The organism is Pseudoalteromonas sp. SWXJZ94C (assembly GCF_015864385.1).
Lineage (GTDB): Bacteria > Pseudomonadota > Gammaproteobacteria > Enterobacterales > Alteromonadaceae > Pseudoalteromonas.
In genome coordinates, this window is sequence record NZ_JADYXF010000002.1 from 53,508 (window position 1) to 69,855 (window position 16,348).

Below are 16,348 nucleotides of genomic sequence, written 5' to 3' on the forward strand. Positions count from 1 at the left end.
TAATAAGCGTTTTAAAACTACTTTAAATAAGTTAAAGCTCACAATGACTTGGCAATATTTGTGTACAGTTAAATGCATAAACTTTGCACAAATAGCCATCTGAGCATCCGGCATGCTTGCTGTTTGTAAGCCCATACGTTTTGATTATGAAATCGATAAAACATAATAATCAAAAAATGAGCCTACAATGAGCAAGCATCATATAAATACCCAGTGTATTCACGGACCACAAAAAGCAAACGACCCGCACGGCGCACTCACTTCTCCTTTGTATCAAACCTCTACCTTTCATTTTGAAAATGCTGCACAAGGTGCTGCGCGTTTTGCAGGCGACGAGCCTGGCTATATTTATACGCGTTTAGGAAACCCTACAACTACCGAGCTTGAGCAAAAAGTTGCTCAGCTAGAAACGTGTGAAGCCGCAGCTGCAACCGCAACCGGAATGGGGGCAGTGTCTGCGTCGGTATTAAGCTTTTTATCGCAAGGAGATCACCTTGTTGCTTCAAGTGCTTTATATGGTTGTACCTTCGCGTTTTTCTCGCATATGTTGCCGCGCTGGGGAATCGAAGTCACTTTTGTTGATATGACTAACGAGGCCGAATTACGCGCAGCAATTAAACCTAATTCAAAAATGATATTTGTAGAAACACCCATTAACCCCACCATGGCGGTAATCGATTTAGCACTTATTGGCAGTGTAGCAAAACAGTACAACTTAATTAGCGTGGTCGACAACACCTTTTTAACGCCTTTACTGCAATCGCCTAAAAAATACGGCATTGATATAATAGTACACAGTGCAACTAAGTACTTGAACGGGCATGGCGATGTAGTCGCGGGTATTGTATGTGGTTCGCTTGAGCATATAGCGCTTATTAAAATGACCGTATTAAAAGATATTGGCGCAACTATTAGCCCACATGACGCATGGTTAATTAACCGAGGTTTAAAAACCCTTGCGGTTCGAGTAGAGCGCCATTGTCAAAGCGCACAAATTATTGCCGAATATCTAGAAGCGCACCCACAAGTGAGCACCGTATATTATCCAGGGCTTAAATCGCATCCTGGTCATAAGTTTATTGGTAATCAAATGAAAGCCGCTGGTGGTGTTATTGCATTTGAAATAAAAGGCACGTTGCAAGATGGTGCGCAGTTTATTGATAGTATGAAACTTTGTACTTTAGCAGTAAGTTTAGGTGATGCTGAAACTCTTATTCAGCATCCAGCTTCAATGACTCACTCACCTTATACTCCCGAAGAGCGAGCTGCAGCAGGAATAAGTGATGGCTTGATCCGTCTATCAGTTGGGCTTGAAAATGTTAACGATATTATTGATGATTTAGACCATGCTTTCACTCAAATTCAATAGCTGTATTTAAATGTGTACAGTGTTTTTGCTTCTGCAGACCTTTATTTAAAGGTCTGTATTTTATTGTGGTCACTGGTGTAAATTTATATTTACGAATGTTGTGATCGTGCCAATTATAGATGTTAGCCTACCTATTAAACTTCTCTTCACTTTTGCATAGTATGGGGTCATTCGATATTTGATTGATTTTAAGTATCACACTTACACCGATTTAAGGTTAACCCCAAGAAGGTACTTATGGCTAAAGCAAGTAAATACACCTCCAAAACACCAGACGAAAATGGGGTTATACATTGGAGTGATGAAGAAAATAAAATTTGGTCTGAACTCGTAGCACGTCAACTTAAATGTATAGAAGGTAAAGCGTGTAACGAGTACATGGAAGGTTTAAAAGTAATTAACCTGCCACACGATCGCATTCCGGAATTAAGCGAGTTGAACGAGGTGTTGCTAGCGACTACCGGTTGGCAAGTAACCCCTGTTCCAGCGCTTATCGACTTTGATGAGTTTTTTAGATTACTTGCTAATAAGCAGTTTCCTATTGCAACGTTTATTCGAAGCCGTGAAGAATTTGACTACCTGCAAGAGCCAGATATTTTTCATGAAATATTTGGTCACTGTGCAATGTTAAGTAACCCAGACTTTGCTGAGTTTACGCATAAATACGGGCAGTTAGCTTACGCAGCGCAAAAGAAAGACCGTGTATACCTTGCACGCGTTTACTGGTTTACAGTTGAGTTTGGTTTAATGCAAACCGAAGATGGCTTGCGTATTTACGGCGGCGGTATTTTATCAAGCCCAGGGGAGACCCAATACGTGTACTCAAATACACCAGAAATTAGCCCAATGAATGTGCTTGATGTACTGCGTACTCCGTACCGTATTGATATTATGCAACCGCAGTACTACACCATAAATTCGATTCATGACTTGTTTGATATATCGCAAATGGATGTTATGACTTTGGTTGAGCGAGCTAAAGAGCTTGGCTTGCACGACCCAAAATTTCCACCAAAAGAAAAATTAGCCAGTTAAACATTAATGCTAAAAAGCTAAAAGTAAGGATTTAGAATGACTTCATTAAGTGCACAAAAATGCGAAGCCTGCCACGTAGATGCGCCAAAAGTATCTGACGAAGAGTTAGCGCAATTAATTACTAAAATCCCAGACTGGGTTCCAGAAGTACGCGACGGCATTATGCAGCTTGAGCGTGTTTATAAATTTAAAAACTTTAAACAAGCTATCGCGTTTACTAACAAAGTCGGCGACATGGCTGAGGACGAAGGTCATCACCCTGGTTTATTAACCGAGTGGGGCAAAGTAACAGTTACATGGTGGAGCCATTCAATTAAAGGCCTACACAAAAACGATTTTATTTGCGCAGCTAAAACAGACGACGTATTTAACGCGCTGTAAACCACCCTAATTGAGCAAACCAACAAAGGCACTTATTTTTATAAGTGCTTTTTTGGTTTTGGAGTGGTTATTAGCGTAGGTTGGGTAGAGTGAAACGAAACCCAACGAATCTTTAATGAACTTATTTACCTCGGTGCTTTTTTTACCACCAATACTTTCTTTCGACCTAGATTAAAACATTCCTTTTTTCTTTATACGTTTATATTTTTAGTGATATTTTAGAGTTAATAACGAGCTTCAGAGTGAAAATTTAATGATAAAGGTGATCAAGGATGACAAGATTTCTGACTTTAGAGATCTAGTAAATTCCAATTCAAGTTTTGTTTATAAGTCTTATAATAACAAAAATGATAAAAATCAATGGAATATAATTTGTTCTTGTATGGATTGGATCACTGTATCGATTAGGTATTTACAATATCCTCCAGGATTAGAGGAAAATATTGATATGCGTGTTATGCAGATGTTTTCTTTAATTTCTGCGATAGATCTTGTTTCAGAATCAATAACCCAACTACACCGAGTGTTTATAAACCCAAAGACTTTACCTTTCTCTGGTGAAAAAGAATGTTTCACAAATCGTTTATTTGACGAGGATGATAACAGTTATTTCAAATCGATAAGAGCCTCATTTGGCGCGCATCCAGTAAACTTAAATCATACAGATTGTAAAAGATTTGCTAGTTGGCCTTACGATAACCACATGGAGAATGGTGAACTTACTGTTAATTTATATAGTAATAAAGTGGGTGAGAGTGATTTAGTTATGGTTCTTAACTCTAACGAGCTGTTTTGCTTTCTTCTTAAGAGGTATGACTATCTAGATGTTTTATCTCAAGCAATAACAAAATTATTTAACGATTTTAAGCTGAATTTAACTAGGCAACCTATAGAGACTAAATCATCCAATTTAGAACAGTTATATATTTTAAAAAACGAGTCTGAGATAAGGTTAAACAATGATTATTATAATGATGTTATTGATAATTTAATTATGGTTTACGAAGCAGAACCTTTAGAGACAAATCTAGAAATTAAAGCTACCAATTATAGAAAGTCACTAGAGCCATTAATTGATGAAATAAAAATAAACCTTCAATTAATGAATATTATAGATTTGGATAATGATGGGCTTCTTGAACCCAAGTCAGATCTCAGTCGAAAGCTAAGTTATGAGTTAGGGAAGTTTTACAGTTGGCTGCATGAGAATCGCTATGATCCATTAGCTAATTATTACTTAAAAAGATTTAATAAAGAAACAGACTACATGTATGACTTTAAGATAGAAGATCCAGTTAATACGTTATTTATTAAGACAAAAATAATGCTACTTGATTGAGAGTTTATTGCCATAAACAAAAAAGCCCTAAACCAAAGGCTTAGAGCTTTTTATATACAATTAAAGTTCAGCTAAAACACTTAACTTCAACGTATCGTTGGGTTTCGTTTCACTCAACCCAACCGACTATTACTCATCAATTGAGCGTAGTAGGGCGTTAATGCCTACTTTTTCACGTGTTTGCTTATCTACTTTCTTCACGATGATTGCAGCGTAAAGGCTGTGAGTGCCATCTTTTGAAGGTAGTGCGCCTGGTACAACTACTGCGCCTGCTGGTACACGACCGTAATGAATTTCGCCTGTTTCGCGGTCATAAATACGGGTGCTTTGGCTGATGTAAACGCCCATTGAAATTACCGCGCCTTCTTCAACAATTACGCCTTCCACAATTTCAGAACGTGCGCCAATAAAGCAGTTGTCTTCAATGATGGTTGGGTTAGCTTGTAGAGGCTCTAAAACGCCGCCTATGCCTACGCCACCTGATAAATGTACATTCTTACCAATTTGTGCACACGAGCCAACAGTCGCCCATGTATCAACCATGGTGCCATCGTCAACGTATGCGCCAATGTTTACGTACGATGGCATAAGTACTACGTTTTTACCTACAAAGCTGCCTTTACGCGCTACTGCGTTTGGCACTACGCGCATACCGCCTTGCTGAAACTGCTCTGGCGTGTAGTCGCTAAATTTAAGTGGTACTTTGTCGTAAAACTGGTTTACGCCGTCGTTCATTGGTTGGTTGTCGCGAATACGAAACGACAGTAATACTGCTTTTTTAAGCCATTGATGTACAACCCATTCACCTGATATTTTTTCAGCAACGCGTGCTGCGCCGCTATCAAGTAAATCTAGTGCGTCGATAATAGCTTGTTTTACGTCGCTTGATACTGTGCTTGGGCTAATGCTATCGCGGTTGTCCCATGCGTTTTCGATCATCGTTTTTAAATCTGACATGTGTGTCCTCTATTCTGTTTCGGCGTTGAATTTTTTACGTAATGCCTGATGAATCTTTGCTTGCTCTTCATCAGTCAGTGCTTGGTATTCGTTATTTGATACAACAAAGAAATCCTCAGCACGTTCACCTACCGTGGTAATACGGGCAGCGTGAATGTGTAGTAAATGCGCTTGGAAAACTTCGGCTATTTTGGTCAATAAACCTTGTATATCGACGGCTTGAATTTCTATTAAGCTGCGGTCTTTACGTGCATGTGGTCGCAGTATAATTTTAGGTTTAATATTAAAGTCTTTAAAGCGCTGTGAACGGTTCTTTTTAAAGCGTATTTTTCTACGAGGGTCGCTAAGCGCTTGCTCTAATCCGCGTTTAATCGATTGCGCACGCCCACTTGCAATAGGCTCGCCATTAACTTCCAGTATTACAAAGCTAAATAGTACGTAGCCATCTTTGGTGGTAAGCACCTGCGCATGCTGTATTTGCGCTTTTTTAGAGCCAATTACACTCACCAAACGCGCAAACAATACGCTAGAATATGGGCTGTATACAAACACTTGTGTACCGCCGTGCATTGCTCTATTTGATACAACAACACTGGGCTGGCTTAAGTCGGGGCTATTTAATAAATGCTCACTTTGCCACGATATTTGTTGTTCGCTAAAAGCGGTGTAGTAATTTGCTTTAAAACGACTCCAAATTAAATCAATTTTTTCCTCAGCATAACCTAAGTTAATAAGACGCTGTTTTGCTTGGTGTTTTTTATCACGAATTTGGTCGCGTTGATCCATCGGGTTTTCGAGCCCTAATCGCAATGCGCGTTGCGTATGCAAGTAAAGCTCACGCAGTAGGGTGTTTTTCCAATCGTTCCATAGGTTGTCGTTTGTTGCACGTATATCGGCAACGGTTAAACAATATAGGTAGTCGAGTTGGCGCTCTGTTTTTATGCGTGTTGCAAAGTCTTTTATTACAGCAGGGTCGTTAATGTCTTTACGCTGCGCAGTAACCGACATAAGTAAATGGTTACTTACAAGCCATGCAACTAGCTTAGCATCAGCCGATGAAAAACCATGTAATTTAGCAAAAGCTATAGCATCGACCGCGCCGAGCTCTGAGTGATCGCCGCCACGCCCTTTGGCTATATCATGAAAAATACCGGCTAAATAAAGCAGCTCAGGTTTATCCATTCGAGTGACAATTTCACTACAAATAGGAAATTCGCTGATACCTGTTTTATTAAAATATTGGTATATATTTTTAATTAGCTTGTGGGTGTGCTCATCAACGGTATAGGCATGAAATAAATCAAATTGCATTTGCCCAAATATATTTCGCCATTGCGGCAAATAGGCAGCAAGCATGCCGTGTTTATGCATTAACGTAAATGCGCGACCCATGCCGTTAGGGTGTTTAACAAGACGTAAAAAAGCTTCACGACACGCTGCGTAATCTTGTAAATCGCCCAATAAACGACGGCGTACTTGGCGAATAGTTCGAATAGTACTTGGGTAAATATGCGTTATTGCTGGGTTGTCGGCTATGTGCTCAAATAATACAAAGAGTTGGTCACGTCTAAAAAATACTGACGGATCTTTAACTCTTATTTGATGACCAACTTGTTCAAAGTTTCTGTCGAGTTCTATCACCATATTTTCACTACTTTCGGGCATTATACTTTGTTCAAAGTATGAAAGTAGCATTTGGTTTAGTTCTCGTACGCGGCTCATTATTCTAAATAAGCGTTTCATCATACGTTCAACAGACGCTTTGCCGTCGCTACCAAAACCTAAAATTTCGGCGGCTTGAGGTTGGTGATCAAACAATAAGCGGTTTTCGGCTCGACCTGCGGCTAAATGCAGTGCAAAGCGAATGTTCCATAGGTTTTCTAGGCACTCTGAAAGCTCTTGAAACTCTTCGTGAGTTAAGTAGCCGTGGCTTATTAACTCTTGCAGGGTTTCTGTTCTAAAGTGCTTTTTTGCTACCCAAATAATGGTTTGCAAGTCGCGCAGACCACCTGGGTTTTCTTTAATGTTTGGCTCAAGATTATACGCGGTGCCGTGGCACTTTCTGTGGCGTAAGTTTTGCTCTTGAACTTTAGCAGTAAAAAATTCACCAGAGCGCCATACTGGTGTTTCGATAATATGCATTTTGAGTTTTTCAAACTCAATGTGATTACCAAAAATAAGGCGACTTTCGAGTAAGCTGGTGGCAAAGGTGACATCATCACGCTTTTTTTCAATTGCTTGATCGATTGTATGTACGCTATGGCCTATCTCTAAATTGAGATCCCATAACATAGTAACAAACTGACCTATTTTTTCACATACATCTTCGCTTGGTTGCTGTGTAACAAGCAACAAAAAGTCGATGTCGGAGTAGGGGTGCAGTTCTCCGCGCCCATACCCGCCTACTGCAATTAATGCTAAGTCAGATTCATGAGCTAAATCGTAAACATGAAACAGCTTGATAAGTAGGCGGTCAATAAACTCAGCCCGGGCATTAATTAAATTCCCAACCGGTTGTTTAGAAAATTCGTTATGTAACCATTTATAAAAATAGCTAGAACAATCGCGATAATCACTCAGTTGTTCAGCATCGCTAAGTAACTTTTTTACTTTGTTGGGTAATGCCACCTGGGCGAGCTCCTTTTATTGGGCATGTTAACTTTTTAGAAATTAAAATTTACTAAATCTAAAAAGTCACATGTCCTTATTATTAGTGTTCTATGATCCTGTCGATTGTATCATCTGATCGTAGCGTTAAAATTTCAACACCATTTTCAGTCACTAATAACGTATGTTCCCACTGTGCAGACAAACTACGGTCGCGTGTTACTACGGTCCAGTCATCTTTTAGTAGTTTACATTGGCGTTTACCCGCGTTAACCATTGGCTCAATTGTTAAACACATACCCGCTTTTAATGCTTCGCCAGTACCTGCTCTACCGTAATGCATTACTTGTGGCTCTTCATGAAAGCCAGCGCCAATACCATGACCACAGTATTCACGTACGATTGAGTAGTTAAAACCTTCAACATATTTTTGAATTGCTTCACCAATATCACCTAGGCGTGCACCTGGTTTAACCATTTTAATGGCAAGGTATAAGCTTTCTTGTGTTACTTCTGAAAGACGTTTGCCTTGAATATTTGGTGTACCAACGTGGAACATTTTTGATGTGTCACCGTGGTAACCATCTTTAATTACGGTTACATCAATATTAACGCTGTCACCATCTTTTAATGGTTTATCGTTTGGGATTCCATGACAAATAACATGGTTTACTGATGTACAAACCGATTTTGGAAAGCCATGATAATTTAATGGAGCAGGGACTGCTTCTTGCACATTAACAATAAAATCATGACAAAGTGTATTTAGTTCATCAGTGGTAACACCAGGTACTACATGTGGGCCGATCATTTCAAGTACATCTGCCGCTAAGCGCCCAGCTACGCGCATTTTCTCTATTTCTTCAGGGGTCTTGATAATAGCGCTCATTGAGGCTCCAAAATTGAGTTTTGAATATTTATCGCTGCATAATTTTTGCACGCGATGTTGAGTATTTAATTTTAATATGGTATAAAGCGCGCCGTCTTTTTACAAATAAATTCTTAAATGATTTTTTGTATTTAAGGCAAACACAATTTGATTTTAACACACACACGTATCGTCACATACACTTGGGTGCATTTGAAGTTTAAATACTTCGGTGTTGGTGCTATGGGATATGTGGAGGCCTAACCCTAACAACTATAGAGGATCTATAAAATGGCAAACGTTTCAATGCGCGATATGCTTCAAGCTGGTGTTCACTTTGGTCACCAAGCTCGTTACTGGAACCCTAAGATGAAACCTTTCATCTTCGGCACACGTAACCGTGTACATATCATCAACCTTGAGCAAACAGTACCAATGTTCAATAACGCACTTAAGTTTTTAACTGGTGCTGCTTCAAACAAAGGTAAAGTTCTTTTCGTTGGTACTAAGCGCGCAGCAAGCGAAGCAGTAAAAGAATCAGCTATCGCTAGCGATCAGTTTTACGTTAACCACCGTTGGTTAGGTGGCATGTTGACTAACTGGAAAACAGTTCGTCAATCAATCAAGCGTCTTAAAGACCTTGAAGCACAAAGCCAAGACGGTACTTTCGAGAAATTAACTAAGAAAGAAACGTTAATGCTTAACCGCGAAATGGAAAAGCTTGAAAAAAGCCTTGGTGGTATCAAAAACATGGGCGGTCTTCCAGACGCGCTTTTCGTTATCGATGCAGACCACGAGCACATTGCTATCCGTGAAGCTAACAACCTAGGTATTCCAGTTGTTGCAATCGTTGATACTAACTCTAATCCAGACGGCGTTGATTTCATCGTTCCTGGTAATGATGATGCTATCCGTGCAGTAAGCCTTTACACAAGTGCTGTTGCCACTGCTATCACTGAAGGCCGCGAGAATAACATCGTTGCTCAAGCTGAGAAAGACGACTTCGTAGAAGCTGAGTAATTAGCTGTCATCAAGTCTTCATCTTTTTAAGGTGAAGACTTGCTATTCTTGTAGAGCGGGTAACCCGCTTATCTAAACCAGAATTCAGATTTGAGGATTTACTAATGGCTGTAACTACTGCCCTAGTTAAAGAATTACGCGAGCGCACAGGCGCTGGCATGATGGATTGTAAAAAAGCGTTAACTGAGACTGATGGCGACATCGAGTTAGCGATTGAAAACATGCGTAAAAGTGGCGCTGCTAAAGCTGCTAAAAAAGCAGGTAACATTGCTGCTGAAGGTACTATCATCATCAAGCAAAACGCGGGTGTTGCAGTACTAGTAGAAGTTAACTGTCAAACAGATTTCGTTGCAAAAGACGTAAGCTTCTTAGCATTTGCTAATAAAGTTGCTGACGCTGCAATTGCTGACACAATCTCTATCGAAGACTTACAAGCTAAGTTTGAAGAAGACCGTGTTGAGCTAGTTACTAAAATTGGCGAAAATATCAATGTACGTCGTTTACAGTACGTAACAGGTGAAAACCTAGTTGAGTATCGTCATGGCGATCGTATCGGTGTTGTTGTTGCGGGTGTTGCTGATGAAGAAACACTTAAGCACGTTGCAATGCACGTTGCTGCATCTAGCCCTGAATACTTAACACCTTCAGATGTTCCAGCTGATGTTGTTGAAAAAGAAAAACAAGTACAAATCGAAATCGCGATGAATGAAGGCAAGCCTGCTGAAATCGCTGAGAAGATGGTTGTTGGCCGTATGAAAAAATTCACTGGTGAGGTTTCTCTTACTGGTCAAGCTTTCATCATGGAACCTAAGAAAACTGTTGGCGATATTCTTAAAGAGAAAAACGCAACAGTTACTAGCTTCGTACGTGTAGAAGTTGGTGAAGGTATCGAGAAGAAAGAAGAAGATTTTGCTGCTGAAGTTGCTGCTCAAATTGCTGCTGCTAAAGCTAAGTAAGATTACTATTTGTGAAGCAAAAGGAAATTAGATGCAATTAAAGTACTATTTGGTTTTGCTTCGCAGCTAGAAATTCTTTAAAATAACCGCGCTTTTATGTTTAACATAAGCGCGGTTATTTTTTATCCATAATTCAATAAAAGTTGGCCCCAATACTATGATTATCAATCGCAAACCTATTTTTAGACGTGTTCTTCTCAAATTAAGCGGTGAAGCTTTAATGGGAGACGCAGGCTTTGGCATCGATCCAAAAGTTTTAGATCGTATGGCTCAAGAGATCAAGGAGCTGGTAGAACTCGACGTAGAAGTGGGTTTAGTGATCGGTGGTGGTAACTTTTTACGCGGCGGCTCTCTTGCCGAAGCGGGTATGAATCGCGTAGTTGGCGATCATATGGGCATGCTTGCAACCGTTATGAATGGTTTAGCAATGCGTGATGCATTACACCGTGCATTTGTAAATTGTCGTTTAATGTCGGCTATCCCATTAAATGGTGTATGTGATGCATACAATTGGGCTGAAGCAATTAGCTTGTTAAAAACAGGTCGCGTTGTTATTTTTGCAGCGGGCACGGGTAATCCGTTCTTCACTACCGATTCTGCTGCGTGTTTACGCGGTATTGAAATTGAAGCCGATACCGTAATCAAAGCAACTAAAGTTGATGGTGTTTACAGTGATGACCCTGTTAAAAATCCAGATGCAACGCTTTATACCCACTTAAGCTACAATGAAGTTATTGATAAAGAATTAAAAGTTATGGATTTAGCTGCGTTTACTTTGGCACGCGATCATAAAATGCCACTAAGCGTATTTAACATGAATAAATCAGGCGCGCTTAAGCGTGTTATTATGGGTGAAGAAGAAGGAACCCTTATTTCTTCACAAGCCTCAGATGAAATAATCAAATAGATTAGGATTGAACCGTGATTAACGATATTCAAAAAGATGCGCAAGAGCGCATGCAAAAGAGTGTAACAGCACTAGGCAGCCAACTATCTAAAATTCGTACTGGTCGTGCTCACCCAGCGATATTAGACGGTATTATGGTGTCTTACTACGGCGCGCCAACACCTTTAAACCAAGTTGCAAACGTAACGATTGAAGACTCTCGTACACTTGCTATTGGTGTTTTCGATAAGTCATTAGCGCAAGCTGTTGAAAAAGCAATTATGGCGTCTGATTTAGGTTTAAACCCTATGTCGGCAGGTACTGTTATTCGTGTACCACTTCCTCCACTTACAGAGGAACGTCGTAAAGATTTAATTAAAATTGTACGCGCTGAAGTTGAGGGCGGTCGTGTTGCTGTTCGTAATATTCGTCGTGATGCAAACGGTGATTTTAAAGCGTTACTAAAAGATAAAGAAATTTCTGAAGATGAAGCGCGTCAAGCAGAAGATGCAATTCAAAAGCTTACAGATAAATTTATCAAAGATATGGATACTCATTTAGCAGCGAAAGAAACTGAATTGATGGAAATCTAAGCAACTAAAATTATTAGTTTTGAAACGCCGTCTGGGGTATACTAGGCGGCGTTTTTTTATGGAATACTCGATATTTATGGCTCTAGACGCTGATACAATTTCACAGCAATGTTTACCCAAACATGTTGCTATCATCATGGATGGTAATGGACGTTGGGCACAAGCTAGAAAAAGACCTCGTGTATATGGGCATAAAAAAGGCGTGGACGCTGTGCGTCAATCTGTTCAGTTTTGTACTAAGTTAGGAATACAATCTTTAACCTTATTTGCTTTTAGTAGTGAAAACTGGCGCCGCCCTGAAGACGAAGTAAATACTTTAATGGAGCTTTTTTTGTTTGTTTTAACAAAAGAGGTAAAAAAGCTTCACAAAAACAATGTAAAACTGACCATTATTGGAGACTTATCACGATTTTCTGAAAGTTTGCGTAGCAAAGTATATGCTGCACAAGAACTGACTGAAAATAACACCGGGTTGCGTTTAAATGTTGCAGCCAATTATGGTGGACGTTGGGATATTGCCAATGCTGCAAAGCAATTAGCGTTGCAAGTAGCACAAGGTTTACTTAACGCAGAAGATATTACCGAAGAGCGTTTAGCACAACATATAAGCATGGCAGATCAGGCTGAACCTGATTTACTTATTCGCACAGGTGGCGATGTTCGTATTAGTAACTTTTTACTATGGCAAACGGCTTACGCTGAACTTTACTTTACCGAAACACTTTGGCCTGACTTTAATGAAGCAGCATTTGCTGAGGCTATTGCGTGTTACGTTGCCAGAGAGCGACGTTTTGGTTGTACGGGCGAACAAATAAAACAATTACTCGCTCAAACCTAAATAGAATAAGGGTCACAATTTTGTTAAAACAACGAATTTTAACCTCACTAGTGCTAGCTCCATTAGCATTAGCTTTGGTTTTTTATACACCGCTTACGTTATTTAGTTATTTTGCTGGTGCAATAGTATTATTGGGTGCATGGGAATGGTCTGCATTCATGGGTTTGTGTAACAAGCTCAAAAGAGGATCGTTTGTACTTTTAGTTGCCGCTTTATTAGCGCTGCTTAATTTACACTGGCCAATTGAAGCTTTATGGCAAAACGGTAAGCTAGTTGGTGATGCGAATTATTTATTTACACTTGCGTTTGCTTGGTGGATTGTTGCTAGTTATTTAATATGGCGCTATCCAGCAATGGCAAAAGCGTGGAATGAAGGTTTGGTAATGCGTGGCATTGCCGGTTTACTTACGCTTGTACCACTATGGCTTGCACTAAATACATTACGCAGTGCTCAGTACATGGAGTCTACTCATTTTGGTTCTGTACTTATTTTAGTTGTTTTAGGAATTGTGTGGAGCGCTGATGTGGGTGCTTACTTTACGGGTAAAAGCTTTGGTAAGCATAAGTTAATGCCTAAAGTGAGCCCAAACAAAACAATTGAAGGGTTAGCCGGTGGTGTAGCCGCATCAATCATATTTGTATTGGCGTTTTGTTACTTCACTGACGTAGATTTATATGTTTGGCCAATTTATGCAATTATGACTGCATTTATCGCGTTGTTTTCTGCGGTTGGTGACTTGTTAGAAAGTATGTTTAAGCGCGAAGCTGGCTTAAAAGATAGCGGCAGCTGCTTACCTGGTCATGGCGGTATTTTAGATAGAATTGATAGCCTAACGGCGGCGGCACCTATGTTTGTTATGTGTTACGCGTGGACTCTGAGTTTATGAGCCAAAAGCAATTATTGGTTATTTTAGGTGCTACAGGATCGATAGGTTTAAGTACGCTTGATGTTGTATCGCGAAACAAAGAATTATTTGATGTTTTTGTGTTGGCCGCAGGGCTGAATGCAAAAAAAATGGCTGAGTTGTGCATTGAGCATGAACCGCTTTATGCGATTATGGCAACGCAGCAAGCTGCTGAGCAGTTATCTAGTCATTTAGCTAATACTCAGTGCCAAACACTGGTTATGCACGGTGAGCAAGCAATGAGCGACTTATGTGCTCATCCAGATGTTGATATTGTTATGTCAGCAATTGTTGGTGCTGCGGGCTTACTGCCTACATTGAGTGCAGTAGAAGCTGGTAAAAAAGTACTGCTTGCTAATAAAGAGTCCCTAGTTATGTCGGGTCAGTTGTTTATTGATAAAGTTAAACAACACAAGGCAACACTACTGCCAATTGATAGCGAACATAATGCTATTTTTCAATGCCTACCTAGTTCATTACAAAATGGTAACGGCGATCAAAAGCTACAAAACCACGGAGTAAGTAAAATTTTACTTACAGGTTCTGGCGGTCCATTTTTAACGCGTGATGTAAATACACTCAAAGATGTAACCGTTAGTGAAGCTGTTGCGCATCCTAATTGGTCTATGGGGCAAAAAATATCTGTCGATTCGGCAACCATGATGAATAAGGGCTTGGAATTTATTGAAGCTAAATGGCTGTTTAATTGCGATGCTAGCGATATTGATGTGGTTATCCATCCGCAAAGTATTATCCACTCGATGGTGCAGTACCATGATGGTTCTATTTTAGCGCAAATGGGAAATCCCGATATGCGCACGCCTATTGCCCATGCACTTGCTTACCCTGAGCGTATAAATGCAGGCGTTAAGCCTCTAAATTTTTCTGATATTTCTAATTTTTCGTTTACCAAGCCTGACTTTTCTCGTTACCCTAATTTGCAACTCGCTATTGAGGCGTGCAGTGCCGGGCAAGGAGCAACAACAACGGTGAATGCCGCAAACGAGATAGCGGTTAATGCATTTTTAAAAGGTGAAATTGGTTTTACCGATATATATAAAATAAATGCACAGACTCTCGAAGCGGCTACGTACACCAATGTACAAAGCTTAGACGAAATTTTAGAGTGCGACCGGTTAGCTCGCTTAAGCGCTTCGCAATTTATTAAAAAAGTGGTGCATTAATATGTTTGATTTTTTTTGGAACCTAGGCTCATTTATTTTAGCGCTTGGTATTTTAGTTACAGTCCATGAATTCGGCCATTTTTGGGTTGCACGCAAAATGGGCGTCAAAGTACTGCGTTTTTCTATTGGTTTTGGTAAACCACTTTTAAAATGGCATGACAAATATAAAACCGAATATGTAATTGCCGCTATTCCATTAGGCGGATATGTAAAAATGCTTGATGAGCGTGTTGATGAAGTACCGGCAAATCAACGCCATTTATCGTTTAATGCAAAATCTGTTCAGGCCCGAATAGCTATTGTAGCTGCGGGTCCTATGGCTAACTTTTTATTCGCTATTTTTGCACTTGCTGTAATGTATATGGTGGGTGTGCAATCGGTTAAACCCGTTGTAGGAAGCGTAACAGAGGGAAGCCGAGCAGAGCAGGCGGGTATAATGCCAAGCCAGCATATTATTAAAATTGGCGATGACGAAATTACAACATGGCAAGATGCTACATTTGCATTAATGTCGAGCTTAGGCGAGGAAAGCGTAGAGGTTATTGTTCGTGATGAAAACCTGCAACCACGCGTTAAAATACTTAATTTAGATGGCTGGAAGCTTGATCAACAAGATGTACCCCCATTAAGCTCATTAGGTATCGTTCCATTTAGACCTCAAGCAACATTAACTATTGCGGCAGTGACTAAAGATTCAGCAGCAGAACAAGCAAATTTACAGGTTAACGATACTATTTTGTCTGTAAATGGCGAAACAATAAGCAGTTGGCAGCAATTAGTTAATCTTATTACCACGTCGGCTAACAAATCTTTACAATTTAGTGTAAAAAGACAAGATACTACAAAAACCATTACCGTGACCCCTAAAGGGCAATTAGCAGATGACGGTACTGAGCGTGGCTTTTTAGGCGTTGCTCCCGTTGTAGAGCAGTGGCCAGAAGGCTTTGTTGAGACTAGGCATTATGGTCCGCTGGATAGTATTGTGCGTGGCACTAAAGAAACTTGGCGATTAATTGCTCTTAGTTTTGACATGATAGGGAATTTAATTACAGGTCAGGTTTCGGTTAAAAATTTAAGTGGTCCGGTGGGCATTGCAGTCGGCGCTGGAACTAGCGTAAGCTATGGCTTAGTCGCCTTTTTAAGCTTCTTAGCGCTAATCAGTGTTAACTTAGGTGTATTTAATTTATTACCTTTGCCAGTGCTTGATGGTGGACACTTAATGTATTACATAATTGAACTTTTTCGTAAAAAGCCAGTCTCTGAAAAGACACAAGAGTTTGGTTTTAAAGTGGGTGCCTTGTTACTCATTTTTCTAACATGTTTCGCTTTGTTCAATGATGTATCGCGTTTGTAGTTGCAGCGTGACAAATTACTAATTAGAACACGATTGTAAAGCATCTCTAATTTTGG

General features: G+C 39.9%; 15 protein-coding genes. 12 read left to right on the plus strand and 3 right to left on the minus strand.

Annotated elements, in window-relative coordinates:
• The first annotated feature begins 187 nt into the window (after nt 1-187).
• The 4 genes from megL to I6F65_RS01080 all read left to right on the plus strand — a co-directional run bounded on the left by megL (nt 188) and on the right by I6F65_RS01080 (nt 4,124).
• Nucleotides 188-1,369 (plus strand): methionine gamma-lyase, encoded by a 1,182-nt coding sequence (gene megL, locus I6F65_RS01065; protein WP_197111092.1) that lies wholly within the window; start codon nt 188-190, stop codon nt 1,367-1,369.
• Between the two features lie 237 nt (nt 1,370-1,606).
• Nucleotides 1,607-2,404 carry a phenylalanine 4-monooxygenase gene (phhA, locus tag I6F65_RS01070; RefSeq protein ID WP_197111094.1) on the plus strand — a complete coding sequence of 266 codons (798 nt, stop codon included), beginning with the start codon at nt 1,607-1,609 and terminating at the stop codon, nt 2,402-2,404.
• Nucleotides 2,405-2,440: 36 nt separating this feature from the next.
• Nucleotides 2,441-2,785, plus strand: coding sequence for a 4a-hydroxytetrahydrobiopterin dehydratase (locus I6F65_RS01075; protein WP_024612411.1), 345 nt, complete (start codon nt 2,441-2,443; stop codon nt 2,783-2,785).
• A 253-nt stretch (nt 2,786-3,038) separates the two neighbouring features.
• On the plus strand, nt 3,039-4,124 hold the full coding sequence (locus I6F65_RS01080; RefSeq protein WP_024612410.1) for a hypothetical protein: 1,086 nt from the start codon (nt 3,039-3,041) through the stop codon (nt 4,122-4,124).
• A gap of 129 nt (nt 4,125-4,253) precedes the next feature.
• On the opposite strand, the gene dapD is transcribed toward I6F65_RS01080, so the two are convergent.
• From dapD to map, 3 genes are all read right to left on the minus strand, one after another.
• Entirely contained in the window at nt 4,254-5,081 is an 828-nt protein-coding gene (gene dapD / locus I6F65_RS01085) for a 2,3,4,5-tetrahydropyridine-2,6-dicarboxylate N-succinyltransferase (protein WP_002958324.1), read from the minus strand.
• A 9-nt stretch (nt 5,082-5,090) separates the two neighbouring features.
• Nucleotides 5,091-7,709: a [protein-PII] uridylyltransferase gene (gene glnD, locus I6F65_RS01090; RefSeq protein WP_166109021.1), complete on the minus strand. Its 2,619-nt coding sequence runs from the start codon at nt 7,707-7,709 to the stop codon at nt 5,091-5,093.
• Between the two features lie 82 nt (nt 7,710-7,791).
• Nucleotides 7,792-8,577 carry a type I methionyl aminopeptidase gene (gene map / locus I6F65_RS01095; RefSeq protein WP_197111096.1) on the minus strand — a complete coding sequence of 262 codons (786 nt, stop codon included), beginning with the start codon at nt 8,575-8,577 and terminating at the stop codon, nt 7,792-7,794.
• 270 nt (nt 8,578-8,847) lie between these two features.
• On the opposite strand from map, the gene rpsB reads away from it, so the two are divergent.
• The 8 genes from rpsB (at nt 8,848) to rseP (ending at nt 16,292) form a co-directional block, all read left to right on the plus strand.
• Entirely contained in the window at nt 8,848-9,576 is a 729-nt protein-coding gene (rpsB, locus tag I6F65_RS01100; protein WP_024612406.1) for a 30S ribosomal protein S2, read from the plus strand.
• A gap of 104 nt (nt 9,577-9,680) precedes the next feature.
• Nucleotides 9,681-10,532: a translation elongation factor Ts gene (tsf, locus tag I6F65_RS01105; RefSeq protein ID WP_166109023.1), complete on the plus strand. Its 852-nt coding sequence runs from the start codon at nt 9,681-9,683 to the stop codon at nt 10,530-10,532.
• A 157-nt stretch (nt 10,533-10,689) separates the two neighbouring features.
• Entirely contained in the window at nt 10,690-11,439 is a 750-nt protein-coding gene (pyrH, locus tag I6F65_RS01110) for a UMP kinase (RefSeq protein ID WP_008168615.1), read from the plus strand.
• Nucleotides 11,440-11,453: 14 nt separating this feature from the next.
• Nucleotides 11,454-12,011, plus strand: a complete 558-nt coding sequence (frr, locus tag I6F65_RS01115) for a ribosome recycling factor (protein WP_024612404.1) — start codon at nt 11,454-11,456, stop codon at nt 12,009-12,011.
• Between the two features lie 58 nt (nt 12,012-12,069).
• Entirely contained in the window at nt 12,070-12,849 is a 780-nt protein-coding gene (locus tag I6F65_RS01120; RefSeq protein ID WP_024612403.1) for an isoprenyl transferase, read from the plus strand.
• A gap of 20 nt (nt 12,850-12,869) precedes the next feature.
• Nucleotides 12,870-13,736 carry a phosphatidate cytidylyltransferase gene (locus I6F65_RS01125; RefSeq protein WP_197111098.1) on the plus strand — a complete coding sequence of 289 codons (867 nt, stop codon included), beginning with the start codon at nt 12,870-12,872 and terminating at the stop codon, nt 13,734-13,736.
• Nucleotides 13,733-14,938, plus strand: a complete 1,206-nt coding sequence (gene ispC, locus I6F65_RS01130) for a 1-deoxy-D-xylulose-5-phosphate reductoisomerase (protein ID WP_197111106.1) — start codon at nt 13,733-13,735, stop codon at nt 14,936-14,938. The genes I6F65_RS01125 and ispC overlap by 4 nt, the downstream gene beginning before the upstream one ends.
• A gap of 1 nt (nt 14,939) precedes the next feature.
• Nucleotides 14,940-16,292: a sigma E protease regulator RseP gene (gene rseP / locus I6F65_RS01135; RefSeq protein ID WP_197111108.1), complete on the plus strand. Its 1,353-nt coding sequence runs from the start codon at nt 14,940-14,942 to the stop codon at nt 16,290-16,292.
• The last annotated feature ends 56 nt before the right edge of the window (nt 16,293-16,348 follow it).